The following is a 21,354-nucleotide window of genomic DNA, read 5'->3' as shown; positions in this document are numbered from 1 at the left end:
TTTTAGAATAAGAATCTATTATAAAAATGACTTAAAGGACAAGTAGTTTGGATAATGTGAAATTAGAGAGTACATGGTTGCTGAAAATGTGCCACATTATATAATCGAATGCACCTTTATTACACAAGCATAATATATTGATATTTAAATGAGTGAGCATTTTTTAATGCTAAAAAGAGTGGAACCGTGCAAAAAGGCACCTCTAGCAATTATTGTTAGAGGCGCCTTTTTGTTATCTGAGGGGGGATTTAAATGTTTAAAAGAGTCAAAGATGATATTCAAATGGTATTCGATCAAGACCCAGCAGCAAGATCTTCATTTGAAATCGTTATGACTTACTCAGGACTACATGCTATATGGAGTTATTTAATCGCGAATTGGTTTTTTAAGAAAAAAATGTACTTTATTGCAAGATCGATATCGCAAATATCTCGTTTTTTTACTGGTGTAGAAATTCATCCAGGAGCAACTATAGGTAGTAGATTGTTTATCGACCATGGTATGGGAATTGTAATAGGTGAAACATGTAACATTGGAAATAATGTGACGATATACCAAGGTGTGACACTTGGAGGGACAGGTAAAGAGCGAGGTAAGAGACACCCTGATATAGGTGATAATGTCTTAATTGCTGCTGGAGCAAAAGTACTTGGCAACATAGAAGTAGGAAGTAATGTGAACATTGGAGCGAACTCAGTCGTGTTGAAAGATGTTCCGGATTACTCAACAGTTGTTGGTATACCAGGTAGAATCGTTAAACAAGATGGATTGAAAGTCGGTAAAAACTTTAATCATACGAAGTTACCAGACCCTATATACGAACAATTAAAAGAATTAGAACGTCAACTTGAAAAGACGAAGAATGGAGAGATTGTTGATGATTACGTTATATAATACGTTAACGAGGCAAAAGGAAGAATTTATTCCCATTGAAGAAGGAAAAGTAAAAATGTATGTGTGTGGTCCAACTGTTTATAACTACATTCATATTGGAAATGCTAGAGCGACAGTTGCATTTGATGTAGTAAGAAGATATTTAGAATATCGTGGGTATGATGTTCAATACGTATCTAATTTCACTGATGTTGATGATAAGTTGATCAAGACAGCCAATGAATTAGGTGAAACTGTACCTGAAATTGCAGATCGATTTATAGAAGCATTTTATGAAGATACTGGCGCACTAAACTGTAAACGAGGCACAGCTAACCCTAGAGTTATGGATCATATGGACGATATCATTGCTTTTATAAATGTACTTGTGGAAAAAGGATATGCGTATGAAAGTGGCGGAGACGTATATTATCGTACACGACGTTTTGATGGATATGGTAAGTTAAGTCATCAATCCATAGATGATTTAAAAGTTGGTGCAAGAATTGAAACAGGTGAACAAAAAGAAGACGAATTAGATTTCACACTGTGGAAACAAGCTAAACCTGGTGAAATTAAATGGGATAGCCCATGGGGAGCAGGTAGACCAGGATGGCATATAGAATGTTCTGTAATGGCTCAAGTTCATTTAGGTGATACGATTGATATTCATGCTGGTGGAACAGACTTGCAATTCCCGCATCATGAGAATGAAATAGCACAATCTGAAGCACATAATGATAAGACGTTTGCTAATTATTGGATGCATAATGGATTTGTAAACATAAATAACGAAAAAATGAGTAAATCATTAGGAAACTTTATTTTAGTTCATGACATCATTAAAGAAATTGATCCTGATGTATTAAGATTCTTTATGGTTGGTGCACATTATAGAAACCCAATTAATTATGATTTAGATCTTGTTCAAGCAGCGAATAAAGGTTTAGAGCGAATTCGTAATAGTTATAAATCTTTAGTAGACAGAGAAAAATTCGCACTACAAGATAAAGATGAAACAAATCAATATATGGAAAGCATCAATCAAACGTTGAAAGATTTTGAAACGTATATGGATGATGATTTTAACACTGCTAATGCTATGACTGCATGGTATGATTTGAATAAATTGGCGAATAAATACTTGTTAGAAAATACGACATCAACTCAAACGATTCAACATTTTAAAGAAGTTTATCAAATTTTCAGCGATGTATTGGGCGTGCCTTTAGTTGGTAAAGAGCAAAATGAACTACTAGACGAAGAAATCGAAGCTTTAATCGAAGAACGTAATGAAGCGAGAAAAGCTAAGAACTTCCAAAGAGCTGATGAAATTAGAGATGCTTTAAAAGAACAAAATATTATTCTTGAAGATACAGCACAAGGTGTGAGGTTTAAACGTGGATAAATTAACAGTGAAAATGTTAAATCCTTTATCTTTAGCTTATATGGGAGATTCTATTTTAGACACTTATGTTAGAAAACATATTATCCTTAAAATTAAAGGCAAGCCGAATCGTCTCCATCAATTGTCAAAACAATATGTTTCAGCAAAAGGACAAGCATATGTACTTAATGTATTGATAGAAGAATCATTCTTTAATGAAGAAGAGTTAGAAATCATACAACGTGGTCGAAATGCGAAAAGTCATACTAAAGCTAAAAATACCGACATTCAAACTTATAGAAAAAGTTCGGCAATTGAAGCGGTTATTGGATATTTGTTTTTGATAGATGAAATAGAGCGTCTAGAAGAATTAGTTTATAAAATGATTGAAATTACAGAAGAAAGGGTGAGTACAAATGGATGAATCAGTTATTGTTGGTAGACATGCAGTAAAAGAAGCGATAACTTCAGGGCACACAATTAATAAAGTGCTTATTCAAGAAGGCATCAATAAGAAACAAATCGGTGAGATTTTAAAACTTGCAAAATCTGAAAAAATTGTTGTTCAGACTGTTCCTAAATCAAAAATTGATTATTTAACAGATGTTCCTCATCAAGGTATTGCGGCACAGATTGCACCGTATCCTTATAAGGAATTGGAAGATTTTATTTCAGAAACGAAAGATATTGACCACCAACCTTGTCTATTAATGTTAGATGGTTTGGAAGATCCACATAATTTAGGATCGATTATGAGAACTGCTGATGCTATCGGTATTGATGGAATTATCATACCGAAAAGAAGGTCAGTTCAATTAAATGCAACTGTAGCTAAAGCATCAACTGGTGCTATTCAACATGTTCCAGTGATTCGAGTTACGAATTTGCCACAAACAATTGAACGTCTTCAAGAAGTAGGATATTGGGTTGCAGGTACGGATGCACAGAATGCAACAGATTATCGTCAAATGGATGCTGGAATGCCACTATTGATTGTTATTGGTAGTGAAGGTGAAGGCATGAGTCGATTAGTTAAAGAAAAGTGTGATTTTTATATTAAATTACCAATGGTTGGCCATGTTAACAGCCTTAATGCATCAGTTGCAGCAAGTCTATTAATGTATGAAGTTTACCGAAAAAGGCACCCTATAGGTCAGTCGTAATGAAAGATATCTATTTAATTATCGATGGCTATAATTTAATAGGACAGTCAAACGAATTATCTTCAATTGCTCAAGTTTCTTTAGAAGAAGCAAGAGATAAACTGTTAATCACACTTATTAATTACAATACACAACATGATGGTGAAATGATTGTTGTTTTTGATGCTTATGGAGTAGAGGGTACAGAATCTATTGAAATTAAACACGGTGTAAAAGTTGTTTACACAAAAGGTAAAGAAACTGCGGACAGCTACATTGAAAAATTAACATACGAACTATATCGTAAGCACATTACACATATAACCGTCGTAACAAGTGATATGAGTGAGCAACATGCTATTTTCGGTTCAGGAGCATATAGAATTTCTTCAAGAGAAATGTGGTCAACGATTGCTAACCAAGAATCTGTAATTACGAAGCGGTTATCCGAAATAGAAACAAAAACACCTAGAAACAGGTTGGACTTACCAGATGAAGTATTAGAACAATTTGAAAAATGGCGACGAAATCACAAGTAAACTTTATTTTTTGAAGTTTGATTAAAAAGTATAGCGCTCTGTAAAATATGGTCAACACCTATGATAAGGAATGAACATCATGAATGACATATTTACAGATAAGCAACTTCTAAAATGGATTCATGCTATACAACAAGGAAATACAGAAGTGTTTAGCCAGTTGTTAAACGTTTTTGAAAAAGACATTACTAAAAGGTTGAATACTTTAAGTTTAACTCATGAAGATAAAGAAGATATCGCGCAAGTTATCAGATATAAAATATATAAACAAGTACTGACTTTTGATTGCCAACAAGATGATTCTTTTGTGCATTGTGTGAACGTTATTATTAAAAATGCTAAGATTGATTATATACGTAAAATGAAAAGCGAAAAGTATAAACTGCATACAGAGTCGCTCAGTATAGATGAAAATAAAAAAGAAGCGTATAGTTTAGTAGAGCGTATTTATGATACTAAAGCTCAGTCATTTGAAGATATGCTGTTAACAGAAAGTACACTAATATATTTAATGGAACGAAAAAAGTTAACTAAAATGGAAGAAAGCGTAGTAAAATTAACTTTGCAAGGAAGAACGAAAAAAGAAATCTCAAAAGAACTCGATGTACCTGTGAAACATATATATAACGCACAATACCGATTAAAAAAGAAGTTCAATAGAGCTGAAATTAATTCAGCACTGTTTGACAATTAGGTGTTTTGTTTTGTATATTAATCTAGGATTAGAATGAATTAGGTGATAAGATGAGAAAAGTCCCTTTAAATTGCGAAAAATGCGGAGCTAGGAATTATACAGTCCCCAAAAAAGATACAGATAACCGTTTAGAGCTAAAAAAGTTTTGTAAAACTTGTAATACGCATACATTGCATAAAGAATCCATCTAAAAGGAGGAAAATCAATGGCTAAAAAAGAAAACTTCTTTCAAGGCGTAAAATCAGAAATGCAGAAAACAAGTTGGCCAACAGGCAAAGAACTTGTTAAATATACAACAATAGTAGTGTGCACAGTAATCTTTTTCTTAATCTTTTTCTATGCACTAGATTTAGGAATTACAGAATTAATTAATTTGATTAGATAGTAAGGAGTGGCAAAATGTCAGAAGATACAGGCGCTAAACGATGGTACGCAGTCCACACTTATTCAGGTTATGAAAACAAAGTAAAAACTAACCTTGAAAAACGTGTTGATACAATGAACATGCAAGAACAAATCTTTAGAGTTGTAATTCCAGAAGAGGAAGAAACTTCTATTAAAGATGGTAAAGCCAAAACACAAATTAAGAAGACATTTCCAGGTTATGTATTAGTAGAACTAATTATGACGGATGAATCATGGTATATTGTTAGAAATACACCAGGTGTTACAGGATTTGTTGGGTCTGCTGGTGCAGGTTCTAAACCTAACCCATTGTTACATGATGAAGCGAAATTCATTTTAAAACAAATGGGTATGTCAGAAAAAACAGTCGATGTTGAAGTTGAACTAGGAGAACAAGTTCGTGTAACAAGCGGTCCATTCAATAACCAAGTTGGCGAAATAAAAGAAATAGATGTTGAAAAGTATAAACTAACTGTACTTGTTGACATGTTCGGTAGAGAAACGCCGGTTGAAGTAGAATTCGACCAAATTGAAAAGTTGTAAAAAAACACTTGAAATTCCTAATTTTCAATGTTATTATTTAAAGGTCGCGCTCGGACTATGCGCAACCATTTCATTATGAAATGAAGAGTGGGAGGGTAAAATATCATTACCCCATGACCACATCACGATATCAAGGAGGTGCACATCGTGGCTAAAAAAGTAGTTAAAGTAGTTAAATTGCAAATTCCTGCAGGTAAAGCAAACCCAGCACCACCAGTTGGTCCTGCATTAGGTCAAGCCGGTGTGAATATTATGGGATTCTGTAAAGAATTCAACGCTCGTACACAAGAGCAAGCAGGTTTAATCATTCCAGTTGAAATTACAGTATTTGAAGATCGTTCATTTACTTTCATCACTAAGACACCACCTGCAGCAGTATTACTTAAAAAAGCAGCTAAAGTAGAAAAAGGTTCAGGTGAACCTAACAAAACTAAAGTTGCAACAGTAACTCAAGATCAAGTACGTGAAATTGCTAACACTAAAATGCCTGACTTAAACGCGGCATCTGAAGAAGCAGCTATGCGTATCGTTGAAGGTACTGCACGTAGCATGGGTATTGTCGTAGAATAATTAAGTATTGAAGTTTAAGCAGGCGGCTATTTCGCTGTCTGCTATTGCATTGTCTTGATGGCAATGCACGTGGGAGGTAACATTCCGCTAAAACCACTAAAGGAGGAAAAACAATATGGCTAAAAAAGGTAAAAAGTATCAAGAAGCAATTGCTAAAGTTGATCGTACTTCAGCTTACGCTGTAGAAGAAGCAATCAAATTAGCAAAAGAAACAAGTACTGTTAACTTTGATGCATCTGTTGAAGTTGCATTTCGTTTAGGTATTGATACTCGTAAAAATGACCAACAAATCCGTGGTGCTGTAGTATTACCACACGGTACTGGTAAAACTCAACGTGTATTAGTATTCGCTAAAGGCGATAAAATCAAAGAAGCAGAAGAAGCTGGAGCAGATTATGTAGGTGAAGAGTACATTAATAAAATCAACCAAGGTTGGTTTGACTTTGATGTAATCGTTGCTACACCTGATATGATGGGTGAAGTTGGTAAACTTGGTCGTGTATTAGGACCTAAAGGTTTAATGCCAAACCCTAAAACTGGTACAGTTACTATGGATATCAAAAAAGCAGTAGCAGAAATTAAAGCAGGTAAAGTAGAATACCGTGCTGAAAAATCTGGTATTGTTCATGCTTCTATTGGTAAAGTATCATTTGATGAACAACAATTAGTTGATAACTTCAAAACAATTCAAGATACATTAACAAAAGCTAAACCAGCATCATCTAAAGGTACTTACTTCAAGTCTGTTGCTGTTACAACAACAATGGGCCCTGGTATCAAAGTTGATACTTCTAGCTTTAAATTATAATATAAATATATTGACTTCACGTCCAAAACGCGTTATAGTTTTGGATGTGTAATATTTAACCTAAGACAGTAGGAGTTCATTTTTGGACTTAAAAGTTAATCCTACCGAGGCCTAAATTGACTTGAACGTATAAATTTCAAGCACTTTTTGCCCTGGGTAAAAAGTGCTTTTTTGTTGAGATACCTCATCATAAAAGCACGTGATAAATAATATGGAGGTGTAAAGATGTCTAACTCAAAAATCGTTGAAGTGAAACAACAAAAAGTTGATTTAATTACTGAACAATTTAAAAATTCTGTTTCAACAATTGTTGTGGATTACCGTGGTTTAACAGTTGCACAAGTTACTGAATTACGTAAACAATTACGTGAAGCTGGAATCGAATATAAAGTTTACAAAAATACTTTAGTTCGTCGTGCTGCTGAAGCTGCTGGAATCGAAGGTTTAGAAGAATCATTAACTGGTCCTAACGCAATTGCTTTTTCAAATGAAGAAGTAGTTGAACCAGCGAAAATTCTTGCTGATTTCGCTAAACAAAACGAAGCTTTAGAAATCAAAGCAGGTGTTATTGAAGGACAAGTTGTTACTGCAGAAGAAGTTAACACAATCGGTTCATTACCATCAAAAGATGGTCTTGTATCAATGTTACTATCTGTATTACAAGCTCCAGTTCGTAACTTTGCTTATGCAGTTAAAGCTGTTGGAGAACAAAAAGAAGAAAGTGCTGAATAATTCAGCAACAAATAAAATTAATTAATGGAGGATATATATCATGTCTAATGAAAAAATTATCGAAGCAATTAAAGAAATGTCAGTATTAGAATTAAATGACTTAGTAAAAGCTATTGAAGAAGAATTTGGTGTAACAGCAGCAGCTCCTGTAGCAGCAGCTGGCGCAGCTGGTGGAGACGCAGCAGCTGAACAAACTGAATTTGACGTTGAATTAACTTCAGCTGGAGATTCAAAAATTAAAGTTGTTAAAGCAGTTAAAGAAGTAACTGGTTTAGGCTTAAAAGAAGCTAAAGAAATCGTAGACAACGCTCCTAAAGTTGTTAAAGAAGGATTATCTAAAGAAGACGCTGAAGCTTTAAAAGAAAAATTAGAAGAAGTTGGCGCATCTGTAGAAGTAAAATAATTTCTGTATTAAATCAAAAACCCGTTATTATCATGATAACGGGTTTTTCTTTACTCATTAAATGCGATAAAGAGGTGGCGTAATGAGTCATTATTTTGATAATGATCCAAATGTGAAGTCGGAACGAGAAAATTTCGATTATTTCTATCGCGACAACAAACTCTCACTTCAAACGGATCATGGTGTATTTTCGAAAGGGAAAATAGATTTTGGATCTGATTTGTTGATTTCTACTTTTTTAAATGCAAATCCCCCTGGTCCTAAAAAGAAAATATTGGATGTAGGTTGTGGTTATGGCCCGATAGGTTTAATGTGTGCAAAAGTACTTCCATACAGCGAAATAACGTTAGTGGATGTTAATGAACGTGCATTAGATTTAGCGAAAGATAACCAGAAATCTAATAAAATAAGTAATGCAAATATACAAGTTAGTAATTGTTTAGATGCTGTCTTAGATTTAAAATTCGATTGTGTATTAACAAATCCTCCAATAAGAGCTGGAAAAGAAATTGTGCATCAAATACTTGAACAAAGTAATGACGTATTATCTAGTGGTGGAGAGCTTTGGGTCGTAATTCAAAAGAAACAAGGCATGCCTTCTGCAAAGAAGAAAATGCAAGATCTTTATGGTAATGCAGAAACAATAGAAAAAAGCAAGGGTTATTACATTTTAAAAAGTGTAAAAGCTTGATTTTGCTGTTTTGTTCTGATATAGTAATAGAATGTTAAAAATTATATTCAATAAGTGTGTACTTTTGCGTCGCCCTTAATTGAATGTTAGGAATAAGTCGTACGAAATAGAAAATGGAATCATTGACTTTCCGTTTTCTTTTTGTCTTATTATATTTATTTTGTAAGACGCAAAGTTATATTCACAATATTTGAGGGGTGAATCTGTTGACAGGTCAACTTATCCAGTATGGAAGACATCGTGTTCGTAGAAGTTATGCGAGAATTTCCGAGATTTTAGAACTACCTAACTTAATCGAGATTCAAACGAAATCATATGAATGGTTTCTTAAAGAAGGTTTACTTGAAATGTTCCGAGACATTTCTCCAATTGATGACTTTACAGGTAACCTATCTTTAGAATTCGTAGATTACCGTTTAGGTGAACCGAAGTATGATTTAGAGGAGTCTAAAAACCGTGATGCGACATATGCTGCGCCATTGCGTGTTAAAGTCCGTTTAATCAATAAAGAAACAGGCGAAGTAAAAGACCAAGAAGTATTTATGGGTGATTTCCCATTAATGACTGACACAGGTACTTTTGTTATTAATGGTGCAGAACGTGTTATTGTATCTCAACTTGTACGTTCACCTTCCGTTTATTTCAATGAAAAAGTTGATAAAAACGGTAAAGTGAGTTTTGGAACTACTGTAATTCCTAACCGTGGTGCATGGTTAGAGTATGAAACAGATGCAAAAGATGTTCCTTACGTAAGAATAGACAGAACTCGTAAATTACCAATCACAGTATTAGTCCGTGCATTAGGCTTCTCATCAGATCAAGAAATCATTGATTTACTTGGTGACAATGAATACCTAAGAAATGCTTTGAACAAAGATAATACTGAAACAACGGATCAAGCATTGCTTGAAATCTATGAGCGTTTACGTCCAGGAGAACCACCAACAGTAGAAAACGCTAAAAGTTTATTATATTCACGTTTCTTCGACCCAAAACGTTATGACTTAGCAAGCGTTGGTCGTTATAAAATGAACAAAAAATTACACCTTAAACATCGTTTATTCAATCAAACTTTAGCTGAGCCTATTGTTGATGTTGAAACAGGTGAAATTGCAGCTGAAGAAGGTACTGTACTAGATCGTCGTAACTTAGATAAAATTATCGACGTTTTAGAATCTAACGCTAATATTCATGTATATGAGTTAAATAGCGGTGTATTAGATGAACCAGTTGAAGTACAAGCTGTTAAAATATATATTCCTGGTGATGAAGAAAAACGTACAACAACAGTAATCGGTAATGCATTCCCTGATGAAGCTGTTAAGTGTATTACGCCAGCAGATATAATTTCTTCATTATCATATTTCTTTAACTTGTTACATGGTGTAGGTTATACAGATGATATTGACCACTTAGGTAACCGTCGTTTACGTTCAGTAGGCGAATTATTACAAAACCAATTCAGAATTGGTTTATCACGTATGGAACGTGTAGTACGTGAACGTATGTCAATTCAAGATACTGATTCAATCACACCTCAACAATTAATAAATATTCGTCCAGTAATTGCATCTATTAAAGAATTCTTTGGTAGCTCTCAATTATCACAATTCATGGACCAAGCAAACCCATTAGCTGAGTTGACGCATAAACGTCGTCTATCAGCTCTTGGACCCGGCGGTTTAACTCGTGAACGTGCTGGTATGGAAGTACGTGACGTTCACTACTCTCACTATGGTCGTATGTGTCCTATCGAGACACCTGAGGGACCAAACATTGGTTTAATTAACTCTTTATCAAGTTATGCGAGAGTAAATGAATTTGGATTTATTGAAACACCTTATCGTAAGGTTAATATAGAAACAAACCAAGTTACTGACAGAATTGACTATTTAACAGCTGACGAAGAAGATAGTTATGTTGTTGCGCAAGCAAACTCAGTATTAGATGAAACTGGTAAATTCGTTGATGATGAAGTACTTTGTCGTTTCCGTGGGGATAATACTACGAAACCGAAAGAACGTATGGATTACATGGACGTTTCACCTAAACAAGTTGTTTCTGCTGCGACAGCATGTATTCCTTTCTTAGAAAACGATGACTCTAACCGTGCGCTTATGGGTGCAAACATGCAACGTCAAGCAGTACCTTTAATGAATCCAGAAGCACCATTTGTTGGTACTGGTATGGAACACGTAACTGCTCGTGACTCCGGTGCAGCTGTTGTTGCGAAATACAAAGGTAGAGTTGAACACGTTGAAGCTAAAGAAATTCTTGTTAGACGTATTGTTGAAGAAAATGGTAAAGAAATTGAAACGGAATTAGACCGTTATCCATTATCTAAATTCAAACGTAGTAACTCTGGTACTTGTTATAACCAACGTCCAATTATTGCTAGTGGCGATATCGTTACTAAAGGTGAAATTTTAGCTGATGGTCCTTCAATGGAACTAGGTGAAATGGCACTTGGTCGTAACGTAGTTGTTGGTTTCATGACTTGGGATGGTTATAACTACGAGGATGCTGTAATCATGAGTGAACGTTTAGTTAAAGATGACGTTTACACTTCAATTCACGTTGAAGAATATGAATCAGAGGCTCGTGATACTAAATTAGGACCTGAAGAAATTACACGTGATATTCCAAACGTTTCTGACAATGCACTTAAAAACTTAGACGATCGAGGTATTATCTATGTTGGTGCAGAAGTTAAAGACGGAGATATTCTGGTGGGTAAAGTAACGCCTAAAGGTGTAACAGAACTAACTGCTGAAGAAAGATTATTACATGCAATCTTTGGTGAAAAAGCTCGTGAAGTTCGTGATACTTCATTACGTGTACCTCATGGTGCAGGTGGTATTGTATTAGATGTTAAAGTGTTCAATAGAGAAGAAGGCGATGATTCATTATCTCCTGGTGTTAACCAATTAGTACGTGTATACATCGTTCAAAAACGTAAAATACATGTCGGAGATAAAATGTGTGGTCGACATGGTAACAAAGGTGTTATTTCTCGTATCTTACCTGAAGAAGATATGCCTTATTTACCAGACGGAACACCAATTGATATCATGTTAAACCCATTAGGTGTACCTTCTCGTATGAATATCGGACAAGTGTTAGAACTTCATCTTGGAATGGCAGCTAAGAATTTAGGTATTCATGTTGCTTCACCAGTATTTGATGGTGCAAACGATGATGATGTTTGGTCAACTATTGAAGAAGCAGGTATGGCTCGTGATGGTAAAACTGTACTTTACGATGGTCGTACTGGTGAACCGTTTGACAACCGTGTATCTGTAGGTGTTATGTATATGCTTAAACTTGCACACATGGTAGATGACAAATTACACGCACGTTCTACTGGACCATACTCACTAGTTACACAACAACCACTTGGCGGTAAAGCTCAGTTTGGTGGACAACGTTTTGGTGAGATGGAGGTATGGGCACTTGAAGCATATGGTGCTGCATATACTTTACAAGAGATTTTAACTTATAAATCTGATGATACTGTAGGTCGTGTTAAAACTTATGAATCCATTGTTAAAGGTGAAAACATCCCTAAACCGGGTGTTCCTGAATCGTTCCGCGTATTAATGAAAGAATTACAAAGTTTAGGTCTAGACGTTAAAGTTATGGACGAACATGATAATGAAATCGAAATGCGTGATTTAGAAGATGAAGATATGATGGACAAAAAAGTTGATTTAGGTGTTTCACAAGATGCAGCAATAGAAGGACAACAAGTAACTGATTAAAAGTTAATAAAGCGCATTTGGTATTACCTTTGCGCTTTTCATTTGTTATACATTATCAATCAACCGGCACAACTAATTTAAATTGAAGGAGGTAGGCTCCTTGATTGATGTAAATAATTTCCATTACATGAAAATAGGACTTGCTTCACCTGAAAAGATTCGTTCTTGGTCATTTGGTGAAGTGAAGAAACCAGAAACAATTAACTACCGTACGTTAAAACCTGAAAGAGATGGTTTATTCTGTGAGAAAATTTTTGGTCCAACTAAGGACTGGGAATGTAGTTGTGGTAAATATAAAAGAGTACGTTATAAAGGCATGGTTTGTGACAGATGTGGTGTAGAAGTTACTAAATCAAAAGTGCGTCGTGAAAGAATGGGGCACATTGAATTAGCAGCACCAGTTTCTCATATTTGGTACTTCAAAGGTATCCCTAGTCGTATGGGACTATTACTTGATATGTCACCACGTTCACTTGAAGAAGTTATATATTTTGCTTCTTATACAGTAATTGATCCAGGTCCAACTGGATTAGATAAGAAACAACTATTAACTGAAGGTGAATTCCGTGAATACTACGATAAATATCCTGGTAAATTTACAGCAAAAATGGGTGCAGAAGCCATTCGTGATTTACTAAATGATATTGATTTAGAAAAAGAACTGAAAGTGTTACGTGAAGAATTAGAATCAGCAACTGGACAAAGATTAACTAGAGCAATCAAACGTTTAGAAGTTGTTGAATCATTCCGTCACTCTGGCAATGATCCATCATGGATGATTTTAGATGTGTTACCAATTATCCCACCTGAAATTCGTCCAATGGTTCAATTAGATGGTGGCCGTTTTGCTACAAGTGATTTAAATGATTTATACCGTCGTGTCATCAACCGTAATAATCGTTTGAAACGTTTATTAGACTTAGGTGCACCTGGTATTATCGTACAAAATGAAAAACGTATGTTACAAGAAGCTGTAGATGCGTTAATCGACAATGGTCGTCGTGGTCGTCCTGTTACAGGTCCGGGTAACCGTCCGTTGAAATCACTATCACATATGTTAAAAGGTAAACAAGGTCGTTTCCGTCAAAACTTACTAGGTAAACGTGTTGACTATTCAGGTCGTTCGGTTATCGTAGTAGGACCAAGTCTTAAAATGTACCAATGTGGTTTACCAAAAGAAATGGCGCTTGAATTGTTCAAACCTTTCATTATGAAAGAACTTGTTGAACATGAAATCGCTACTAACATCAAAAATGCAAAAGGTAAAATCGAAAGAATGGAAGAAGAAGTTTGGGACGTACTTGAAGATGTTATTAAAGAACATCCAGTATTACTAAACCGTGCACCAACACTTCACCGTTTAGGTATTCAAGCATTTGAACCTACATTGGTAGAAGGTCGTGCGATTAGACTTCATCCACTTGTTACAACAGCTTATAACGCTGACTTTGATGGTGACCAAATGGCTGTCCATGTTCCATTATCAAAAGAAGCACAAGCAGAAGCTCGTATGTTAATGCTTGCGGCACAAAACATCTTAAACCCTAAAGATGGTAAACCAGTTGTTACACCTTCTCAAGATATGGTATTAGGTAACTATTACTTAACTCTAGAGCGTAAAGGTGCAATAGGAGCTGGAGATATCTTTAGTGAAACAGATGAAGTTATTAAAGCTTATGTAAATGGATATGTACATTTACATTCTCGTATAGCTGTTCATGCAAGATCATTAAAGAACCCAACATTTACTGAAGAACAAAATAGCAAATTATTAATTACATCTGTTGGTAAAGTTATCTTTAATGAAATTATGCCGGAATCATTCCCTTATATAAATGAACCGACTAATTTCAATTTAGAAAAATCAACACCAGATAAATACTTTGTTTCACCTACTGATATTCCAGAAGGTGGCTTGATTGAATACCTAGAAGATGTTGAACTTGTTAAACCATTCAACAAAAAATTCTTAGGTCAAATCATTGCTGAAATCTTCAATAAATTCCATATTACAGATACTTCAATGATGCTAGATAAGATGAAGGATTTAGGATTTAAATACTCATCTCGTGCTGGTATTACAGTTGGTGTTTCTGATATTGTGGTTCTTCCTGAGAAACAAGAAATTATCGGAGAAGCAGAAATTAAAGTAGATAAAGTACAAAAACAATTCAGCCGTGGTTTAATTACTGAAAGCGAACGTTATGCAGCTGTTATTGAGATTTGGACTAGAGCGAAAGATGATATTCAAGCTAAATTAATGATGTCATTAGATAGTTTAAACCCAATCTTTATGATGAGTGATTCAGGAGCGCGTGGTAACGCATCTAACTTTACTCAGTTAGCTGGTATGCGTGGTTTGATGGCCAATCCATCTGGCAGAATTATTGAGTTACCTATTAAATCTTCATTCCGTGAAGGTTTAACAGTACTTGAATACTTCATCTCTACTCACGGTGCTCGTAAAGGTCTTGCCGATACAGCGCTGAAAACTGCCGATTCAGGTTACTTAACACGTCGTCTAGTTGACGTAGCACAAGATGTTATCGTTAGAGAAGAAGATTGTGGTACTGACCGAGGATTACTAGTTTCTGATATAAGAGAAGGTTCAGAACTAATTGAACCATTTATTGAACGTATAGAAGGTCGTTACTCTAAAGAAACGTTACGTCATCCTGAAACGGACGAAGTAATTATTAAAGTGAACGAACTTATTACAGCAGAAATTGCTAAAATAATCGTTGATGCTGGTATTACTGAAATGCATATCCGTTCAGCATTTACTTGTAACACACGTCATGGTGTATGTGAAAAATGTTATGGTAAGAACTTAGCAACTGGTGAACAAGTTGAAGTTGGTGAAGCAGTTGGTACAATTGCTGCACAATCAATCGGTGAACCAGGTACTCAGCTTACAATGCGTACATTCCATACCGGCGGTGTTGCAGGAGCCGATATTACTCAAGGTTTACCTCGTATTCAAGAGTTATTTGAAGCGCGTAATCCTAAAGGTCAAGCGGTAATTTCTGAAATTAACGGTGAAGTAACTGAAATAACAATCGTTAAAGATCGTCAACAAGAAATTAAAGTTAAAGGCGAAAATGAAATCCGTACTTATAACGCTCCTGGTACTTCTCGACTTAAAGTTGAAGAAGGACAATACGTTGAACGTGGTGAAGTAATGACTGAAGGTTCAATTGAGCCTAAAGGATTATTAGCAGTTGCAGGCTTAAATGCTACTCAAAAATATCTACTTAAAGAAGTTCAAAAAGTTTACCGTATGCAAGGTGTTGAAATTTCAGATAAACACGTTGAAGTTATGGTTAGACAAATGCTTCGTAAAGTTAGAATTATTGAAGCAGGGGATACTAAATTATTACCAGGTGCATTAGTTGATATTCATACATTCACTGATGCTAACAGAGAAGTATTTGCTACGCGTAAGCGTCCAGCAACTGCAAAACCTGTATTACTTGGTATTACTAAAGCATCTCTAGAAACAGAAAGTTTCTTATCTGCAGCTTCATTCCAAGAAACAACAAGAGTTCTTACAGATGCTGCTATTAAAGGTAAGCGTGATAACTTACTTGGACTTAAAGAAAATGTTATCATCGGTAAATTAATTCCTGCTGGTACAGGTATGAGAAGATATACTGGTGTTGACTTTGAAAAAGTTGAAAAGAAAGTTTCACCTGAAGAACCAGTCGTTACTGACTAATATATATAGGCTGTTCTAGGTGTCTAGAACAGCTTATATTTTATTATAAAAACGGCATGAAATATATTGACTTTAAAACTGTACGATGTTATTATTGTTAAGGTTGATGAAAGCAGACGCTTTGGAGGATATCAAATGTCTAATGAAAAAGCCTTAAGCTTAAATCAAGACAGTTATGTCATTGGTTTAAAACAAACCACTAAAGCATTATTGAAGCATGAGGTACGTAAAGTAATTATTGCTCAAGATGTCAATATTCATATTTTGTCTAGGGTGTTAACTTTAGCATTTGAGACAGGCGTTCCGTTAAGTTATAGTCCTAGTAGACAAGAACTTGGATCGCACTATGGAATAGAAGTTAATGCGACAGTTGTTGCATTGCTTAAATAAATTTGTAAGCTGTGCTTACTATTTTTATTTGCCTTAAAATGAACCACCTGGATGTGTGGAATTAAGAAATGAAGAGAGGAGGACATTAAAGATGCCTACTATTAACCAATTAGTACGTAAACCTCGTACTAGTAAATCACAAAAATCAAACTCACCAGCGTTAAACAGAGGTTACAATAGCATGAAGAAAAAAATGACTACTGTATACTCTCCACAAAAACGTGGTGTTTGTACGCGTGTGGGAACTATGACACCTAAAAAACCTAACTCAGCTTTACGTAAATATGCTCGTGTTCGTTTATCAAACAACATCGAAGTTAACGCGTATATCCCTGGTATCGGCCATAACTTACAAGAACACAGTGTTGTACTTATTCGTGGTGGACGTGTAAAAGACTTGCCTGGTGTGCGTTATCATATCGTACGTGGTGCTTTAGATACTTCTGGTGTTGACGGTCGTATGCAAAGCCGTTCACTTTATGGTGCTAAAAAACCAAAAGCTGCAAAAAAATAATCTAACGTTAAATTTCTGTAAATAACAGTTTTTTAAATGACGATAAATCAAATAAACTTTATAATAAGGAAGGAGGATTACGATTATGCCTCGTAAAGGTCCAGTTGCAAAAAGAGATGTATTACCAGATCCAATTCACAACTCAAAATTAGTAACAAAATTAATCAACAAAATCATGCTTGATGGTAAACGTGGTACTGCTCAAAGAATTCTTTATTCAGCATTTGAACTTGTTCAAGAACGTTCAGGTAAAGATGCAATCGAAGTATTCGATGAAGCTATCAGCAACATCATGCCTGTACTTGAAGTTAAAGCTCGCCGTGTAGGTGGTTCAAACTATCAAGTACCTGTTGAAGTACGTCCAGAGCGTCGTACAACTTTAGGTTTACGTTGGTTAGTTAACTATGCTCGTCTTCGTGGTGAAAAAACTATGGAAGAGCGTTTAGCTAATGAAATCTTAGATGCTGCCAACAATACTGGTGGCGCAGTTAAGAAACGTGAAGATACTCACAAAATGGCAGAAGCTAACAAAGCATTTGCTCATTACCGTTGGTAAGATAGAACTTAGGACCCTAAGCGTTAAAATCATAAAGATTCCTTTTTTAAGGTCATCTCTAGTTTTTTAAACACTTAGGGTATCAAAGTATCTATACGAACAACAACCAAATATCCAATATTTTGGAAGGAGTAAGAATACTATGGCAAGAGATTTTTCTTTGAAAAACACTCGTAATATCGGTATCATGGCACACATCGATGCTGGTAAAACAACGACTACTGAACGTATTCTTTATTACACAGGCCGTATCCATAAAATTGGTGAAACACATGAAGGTGCTTCACAAATGGACTGGATGGAACAAGAGCAAGAGCGTGGTATTACAATCACTTCTGCTGCGACTACTGCACAATGGGATGGTCACCGTGTAAACATCATCGATACACCAGGACACGTAGACTTCACTGTTGAAGTTGAACGTTCATTACGTGTACTTGATGGTGCAGTAACTGTACTTGATGCACAATCAGGTGTTGAACCTCAAACTGAAACAGTTTGGCGTCAAGCTACAACTTACGGAGTACCACGTATTGTATTCATTAATAAAATGGATAAAATGGGTGCGAACTTTGAATATTCAGTTGGTACATTACATGATCGTTTGCAAGCAAATGCTCACCCAATTCAATTACCAATCGGTGCGGAAGATGATTTCAGCGCTATTATTGATTTAGTAGAAATGAAATGTTTCCAATACAATAACGATTTAGGTACTGAAATTGAAGAAGTTGAAATTCCTGAATCTCATAAGCAACAAGCTGAAGAAGCTCGTGAAGCTTTAATTGAAGCTGTAGCTGAATCAAATGACGAATTAATGGAAAAATATTTAGGTGGAGAAGAAATTTCAATCGAAGAGCTTAAAGCGGCTATCCGTAAAGCTACTTGTGACGTTGAATTCTACCCAGTACTTTGTGGTACTGCATTCAAAAACAAAGGTGTTCAATTAATGTTGAACTCAGTTATTGATTACCTACCATCTCCATTAGATGTTAAACCAATTGTTGGACATAGAGCTGACGATGACGATGAAGAAGTAATTGCTAAACCTGATGACTCAGCACCTTTTGCTGCATTAGCGTTCAAAGTAATGACTGACCCATTCGTAGGTAAATTAACATTCTTCCGTGTTTATTCAGGTACAATGGAATCAGGTTCATACGTAAGAAACTCTACTAAAGGTAAACGTGAACGTGTAGGTCGTATCCTACAAATGCACGCTAACTCTCGTGAAGAGATTTCTACTGTATATTCTGGTGACATTGCTGGTGCTGTAGGTCTTAAAGATACTGCAACTGGTGATACTTTATGTGATGAAAAAGATAACATTATCTTAGAATCAATGGAATTCCCAGAACCAGTTATCCACTTGTCAGTTGAACCTAAATCTAAAGCTGACCAAGATAAAATGACTAACGCGTTAGTTAAATTACAAGAAGAAGACCCAACATTCCATGCACACACTGACCATGAAACTGGACAAGTTATCATCGGTGGTATGGGTGAATTACATCTTGATATCTTAGTAGACCGTATGAAACGTGAATTCAAAGTTGAGTGTACTGTTGGTGCGCCAATGGTATCTTACCGTGAAACGTTCAAAACACCTGCTCAAGTACAAGGTAAATTCTCTCGTCAATCAGGTGGACGTGGACAATATGGTGATGTTCATATCGAATTTACACCTAACGAACAAGGTGGCGGTTTCGAATTCGAAAACGCTGTTGTCGGTGGTGTAGTTCCTCGTGAATACATTCCATCAGTTGAAGCTGGTCTTAAAGATGCTATGGAAAACGGTGTATTAGCTGGTTATCCATTAGTTGATGTTAAAGCTAAACTTTATGACGGTTCATACCATGATGTCGATTCATCAGAAATGGCCTTCAAAGTAGCAGCATCATTAGCACTTAGAGAAGCAGCTAAAAAATGTGATCCAGTAATCTTAGAGCCAATGATGAAAGTTGAAATCGTTATGCCTGAAGAGTACATGGGTGACATTATGGGTGACGTAACAAGTCGTCGTGGACGTGTTGAAGGTATGGAAGCACGCGGTAACGCTCAAGTTGTTCGTGCATTTGTTCCACTTTCAGAAATGTTCGGTTACGCTACAAACTTACGTTCTAACACTCAAGGTCGTGGTACTTATACTATGGTATTTGATCACTACGAAGAAGTTCCTAAATCAATTTCAGAAGAAATTATCAAGAAAAACAAAGGTGAATAATAAATTCGCTTTAATAAATTGATTTTTTCATCAAAATGATTTATAAAGTAAATATATGTATCCTCATGATGGTGAGTAACCATCATGAGGCTTAAATAAAAAATAATTTTAATATGAATAGGAGAGATTTCATAATGGCTAAAGAAAAATTTGATCGCTCAAAAACACATGCCAATATTGGTACTATCGGTCACGTTGACCATGGTAAAACTACTTTAACAGCTGCAATCGCAACTGTATTATCAAAACGTTCTGGTGACGGAGAAGCTCGTTCTTACGACCAAATCGATAACGCTCCAGAAGAAAAAGAACGTGGTATTACAATTAATACTTCACACATCGAATATGAAACTGAAAAACGTCACTATGCTCACGTTGACTGCCCAGGACACGCTGACTATGTTAAAAACATGATCACTGGTGCTGCTCAAATGGACGGCGGTATCTTAGTAGTATCTGCTGCTGACGGCCCAATGCCTCAAACTCGTGAACACATTCTTTTATCACGTAACGTAGGTGTTCCTGCATTAGTAGTATTCTTAAACAAAGTTGACATGGTTGACGATGAAGAATTATTAGAATTAGTTGAAATGGAAGTTCGTGACTTATTATCTGAATATGACTTCCCTGGCGACGATGTTCCTGTAATCGCTGGTTCAGCATTAAAAGCTTTAGAAGGCGACGAAGCTTATGAAGACAAAATCATGGAATTAATGGAAGCTGTAGATACTTTCATTCCAACTCCAGAACGTGATTCTGACAAACCATTCATGATGCCAGTTGAGGACGTATTCTCAATCACTGGTCGTGGTACTGTTGCTACAGGCCGTGTTGAACGTGGTCAAATCAAAGTTGGTGAAGAGATTGAAATCATCGGTTTAACTGAAGAATCTTCTAAAACAACTGTAACTGGTGTTGAAATGTTCCGTAAATTATTAGACTTCGCTGAAGCTGGAGATAACATCGGTGCATTATTACGTGGTGTTGCTCGTGAAGACGTTAACCGTGGTCAAGTATTAGCTAAACCAGGTTCAATCACTCCTCACACTAAATTCAAAGCGGAAGTTTATGTATTATCAAAAGAAGAAGGTGGACGTCATACTCCATTCTTCACGAACTACCGCCCACAATTCTATTTCCGTACAACTGACGTAACTGGTGTAGTAAACTTACCAGAAGGCATTGAAATGGTTATGCCTGGCGACAACGTTGAAATGGACGTTGAATTAATTTCACCAATCGCTATTGAAGACGGTACTCGTTTCTCAATTCGTGAAGGTGGACGTACAGTTGGATCAGGCGTTGTTACAATCATCGAAGCTTAATTTTCGATATTGAACACGATTGATTAAACTAATAAAATAGAAAGAGCTATCATGCTCTTTCTCAAAAAAAACCTCCCAA

General features: G+C 35.7%; 21 protein-coding genes and 1 other annotated feature. All 21 genes read left to right on the top strand.

Translation table 11 applies throughout. The features are described from left to right. Window positions 1-252 precede the first annotated feature (252 nt). The 21 genes from cysE (at window position 253) to tuf (ending at window position 21,275) form a co-directional block, all read left to right on the top strand. Window positions 253-894, top strand: a complete 642-nt coding sequence (gene cysE / locus LQ608_RS11620) for a serine O-acetyltransferase (RefSeq protein ID WP_078357766.1) — start codon at window positions 253-255, stop codon at window positions 892-894. Further along, on the top strand, window positions 878-2,281 hold the full coding sequence (cysS, locus tag LQ608_RS11615; RefSeq protein WP_078357767.1) for a cysteine--tRNA ligase: 1,404 nt from the start codon (window positions 878-880) through the stop codon (window positions 2,279-2,281). Before cysE ends, cysS begins: the two co-directional genes overlap by 17 nt. Before the next feature lie 13 nt (window positions 2,282-2,294). Further along, entirely contained in the window at window positions 2,295-2,684 is a 390-nt protein-coding gene (locus tag LQ608_RS11610; protein WP_239752054.1) for a Mini-ribonuclease 3, read from the top strand. Next, complete coding sequence (rlmB, locus tag LQ608_RS11605; protein ID WP_078357769.1) at window positions 2,677-3,423, top strand: 23S rRNA (guanosine(2251)-2'-O)-methyltransferase RlmB; 747 nt, start codon at window positions 2,677-2,679, stop codon at window positions 3,421-3,423. Before LQ608_RS11610 ends, rlmB begins: the two co-directional genes overlap by 8 nt. Beyond that, window positions 3,423-3,941: an NYN domain-containing protein gene (locus tag LQ608_RS11600; protein ID WP_078357770.1), complete on the top strand. Its 519-nt coding sequence runs from the start codon at window positions 3,423-3,425 to the stop codon at window positions 3,939-3,941. The genes rlmB and LQ608_RS11600 overlap by 1 nt, the downstream gene beginning before the upstream one ends. 79 nt (window positions 3,942-4,020) lie before the next feature. After that, window positions 4,021-4,635: a sigma-70 family RNA polymerase sigma factor gene (locus LQ608_RS11595; RefSeq protein WP_239752032.1), complete on the top strand. Its 615-nt coding sequence runs from the start codon at window positions 4,021-4,023 to the stop codon at window positions 4,633-4,635. A 50-nt stretch (window positions 4,636-4,685) separates the two neighbouring features. Next, entirely contained in the window at window positions 4,686-4,826 is a 141-nt protein-coding gene (gene rpmG / locus LQ608_RS11590; RefSeq protein WP_078357772.1) for a 50S ribosomal protein L33, read from the top strand. Window positions 4,827-4,840: 14 nt separating this feature from the next. Then, a complete protein-coding gene (secE, locus tag LQ608_RS11585) occupies window positions 4,841-5,020 on the top strand; it encodes a preprotein translocase subunit SecE (RefSeq protein WP_025904856.1) in 180 nt (59 codons plus the stop codon). 14 nt (window positions 5,021-5,034) lie between these two features. Further along, entirely contained in the window at window positions 5,035-5,583 is a 549-nt protein-coding gene (nusG, locus tag LQ608_RS11580; protein WP_078357773.1) for a transcription termination/antitermination protein NusG, read from the top strand. A gap of 147 nt (window positions 5,584-5,730) precedes the next feature. After that, a complete protein-coding gene (gene rplK / locus LQ608_RS11575; RefSeq protein WP_025904858.1) occupies window positions 5,731-6,153 on the top strand; it encodes a 50S ribosomal protein L11 in 423 nt (140 codons plus the stop codon). Between the two features lie 115 nt (window positions 6,154-6,268). Continuing rightward, window positions 6,269-6,961: a 50S ribosomal protein L1 gene (gene rplA / locus LQ608_RS11570; RefSeq protein ID WP_078357774.1), complete on the top strand. Its 693-nt coding sequence runs from the start codon at window positions 6,269-6,271 to the stop codon at window positions 6,959-6,961. A gap of 41 nt (window positions 6,962-7,002) precedes the next feature. Next, window positions 7,003-7,143: a sequence feature (ribosomal protein L10 leader region), on the top strand. Between the two features lie 43 nt (window positions 7,144-7,186). Further along, a complete protein-coding gene (gene rplJ / locus LQ608_RS11565; RefSeq protein WP_078357775.1) occupies window positions 7,187-7,693 on the top strand; it encodes a 50S ribosomal protein L10 in 507 nt (168 codons plus the stop codon). 40 nt (window positions 7,694-7,733) lie between these two features. Further along, complete coding sequence (gene rplL, locus LQ608_RS11560) at window positions 7,734-8,096, top strand: 50S ribosomal protein L7/L12 (RefSeq protein WP_237687749.1); 363 nt, start codon at window positions 7,734-7,736, stop codon at window positions 8,094-8,096. Window positions 8,097-8,178: 82 nt separating this feature from the next. After that, window positions 8,179-8,787, top strand: a complete 609-nt coding sequence (locus tag LQ608_RS11555) for a class I SAM-dependent methyltransferase (RefSeq protein WP_078357777.1) — start codon at window positions 8,179-8,181, stop codon at window positions 8,785-8,787. Window positions 8,788-8,993: 206 nt separating this feature from the next. After that, window positions 8,994-12,548 (top strand): DNA-directed RNA polymerase subunit beta, encoded by a 3,555-nt coding sequence (rpoB, locus tag LQ608_RS11550; RefSeq protein WP_239752031.1) that lies wholly within the window; start codon window positions 8,994-8,996, stop codon window positions 12,546-12,548. 100 nt (window positions 12,549-12,648) lie between these two features. After that, window positions 12,649-16,266, top strand: coding sequence for a DNA-directed RNA polymerase subunit beta' (rpoC, locus tag LQ608_RS11545; protein ID WP_239752029.1), 3,618 nt, complete (start codon window positions 12,649-12,651; stop codon window positions 16,264-16,266). Between the two features lie 135 nt (window positions 16,267-16,401). Continuing rightward, window positions 16,402-16,656: a ribosomal L7Ae/L30e/S12e/Gadd45 family protein gene (locus LQ608_RS11540; RefSeq protein ID WP_078357780.1), complete on the top strand. Its 255-nt coding sequence runs from the start codon at window positions 16,402-16,404 to the stop codon at window positions 16,654-16,656. 91 nt (window positions 16,657-16,747) lie between these two features. Beyond that, window positions 16,748-17,170 carry a 30S ribosomal protein S12 gene (gene rpsL, locus LQ608_RS11535; protein ID WP_078357781.1) on the top strand — a complete coding sequence of 141 codons (423 nt, stop codon included), beginning with the start codon at window positions 16,748-16,750 and terminating at the stop codon, window positions 17,168-17,170. 85 nt (window positions 17,171-17,255) lie between these two features. Continuing rightward, window positions 17,256-17,726 (top strand): 30S ribosomal protein S7, encoded by a 471-nt coding sequence (rpsG, locus tag LQ608_RS11530; RefSeq protein ID WP_078357782.1) that lies wholly within the window; start codon window positions 17,256-17,258, stop codon window positions 17,724-17,726. Window positions 17,727-17,868: 142 nt separating this feature from the next. Beyond that, complete coding sequence (gene fusA / locus LQ608_RS11525; protein WP_239752028.1) at window positions 17,869-19,950, top strand: elongation factor G; 2,082 nt, start codon at window positions 17,869-17,871, stop codon at window positions 19,948-19,950. A 134-nt stretch (window positions 19,951-20,084) separates the two neighbouring features. Continuing rightward, entirely contained in the window at window positions 20,085-21,275 is a 1,191-nt protein-coding gene (tuf, locus tag LQ608_RS11520; protein ID WP_078357784.1) for an elongation factor Tu, read from the top strand. Window positions 21,276-21,354: the final 79 nt, after the last annotated feature.

Origin of the sequence: Mammaliicoccus sp. H-M34 (assembly GCF_022386495.1) — a bacterium.
Classification (GTDB): domain Bacteria; phylum Bacillota; class Bacilli; order Staphylococcales; family Staphylococcaceae; genus Mammaliicoccus; species Mammaliicoccus fleurettii.
The sequence above is the reverse complement of the archived record's forward strand: the minus strand, read 5'-3'. Positions and strand labels throughout refer to the sequence as shown.

What these genes read in the sequence shown, in the direction of transcription:
- rpsL (WP_078357781.1), top strand. Translation starts at nt 16,748, where the DNA reads ATGCCTACTATTAACCAATTAGTACGTAAACCTCGTACTAGTAAATCA.
- rplL (WP_237687749.1), top strand. Translation starts at nt 7,734, where the DNA reads ATGTCTAATGAAAAAATTATCGAAGCAATTAAAGAAATGTCAGTATTA.
- cysS (WP_078357767.1), top strand. Translation starts at nt 878, where the DNA reads ATGATTACGTTATATAATACGTTAACGAGGCAAAAGGAAGAATTTATT.
- LQ608_RS11540 (WP_078357780.1), top strand. Translation starts at nt 16,402, where the DNA reads ATGTCTAATGAAAAAGCCTTAAGCTTAAATCAAGACAGTTATGTCATT.
- rplJ (WP_078357775.1), top strand. Translation starts at nt 7,187, where the DNA reads ATGTCTAACTCAAAAATCGTTGAAGTGAAACAACAAAAAGTTGATTTA.
- LQ608_RS11610 (WP_239752054.1), top strand. Translation starts at nt 2,295, where the DNA reads ATGTTAAATCCTTTATCTTTAGCTTATATGGGAGATTCTATTTTAGAC.
- rpmG (WP_078357772.1), top strand. Translation starts at nt 4,686, where the DNA reads ATGAGAAAAGTCCCTTTAAATTGCGAAAAATGCGGAGCTAGGAATTAT.
- rpsG (WP_078357782.1), top strand. Translation starts at nt 17,256, where the DNA reads ATGCCTCGTAAAGGTCCAGTTGCAAAAAGAGATGTATTACCAGATCCA.
- rplA (WP_078357774.1), top strand. Translation starts at nt 6,269, where the DNA reads ATGGCTAAAAAAGGTAAAAAGTATCAAGAAGCAATTGCTAAAGTTGAT.
- fusA (WP_239752028.1), top strand. Translation starts at nt 17,869, where the DNA reads ATGGCAAGAGATTTTTCTTTGAAAAACACTCGTAATATCGGTATCATG.
- rlmB (WP_078357769.1), top strand. Translation starts at nt 2,677, where the DNA reads ATGGATGAATCAGTTATTGTTGGTAGACATGCAGTAAAAGAAGCGATA.
- LQ608_RS11595 (WP_239752032.1), top strand. Translation starts at nt 4,021, where the DNA reads ATGAATGACATATTTACAGATAAGCAACTTCTAAAATGGATTCATGCT.
- cysE (WP_078357766.1), top strand. Translation starts at nt 253, where the DNA reads ATGTTTAAAAGAGTCAAAGATGATATTCAAATGGTATTCGATCAAGAC.
- secE (WP_025904856.1), top strand. Translation starts at nt 4,841, where the DNA reads ATGGCTAAAAAAGAAAACTTCTTTCAAGGCGTAAAATCAGAAATGCAG.
- LQ608_RS11555 (WP_078357777.1), top strand. Translation starts at nt 8,179, where the DNA reads ATGAGTCATTATTTTGATAATGATCCAAATGTGAAGTCGGAACGAGAA.
- tuf (WP_078357784.1), top strand. Translation starts at nt 20,085, where the DNA reads ATGGCTAAAGAAAAATTTGATCGCTCAAAAACACATGCCAATATTGGT.
- nusG (WP_078357773.1), top strand. Translation starts at nt 5,035, where the DNA reads ATGTCAGAAGATACAGGCGCTAAACGATGGTACGCAGTCCACACTTAT.
- LQ608_RS11600 (WP_078357770.1), top strand. Translation starts at nt 3,423, where the DNA reads ATGAAAGATATCTATTTAATTATCGATGGCTATAATTTAATAGGACAG.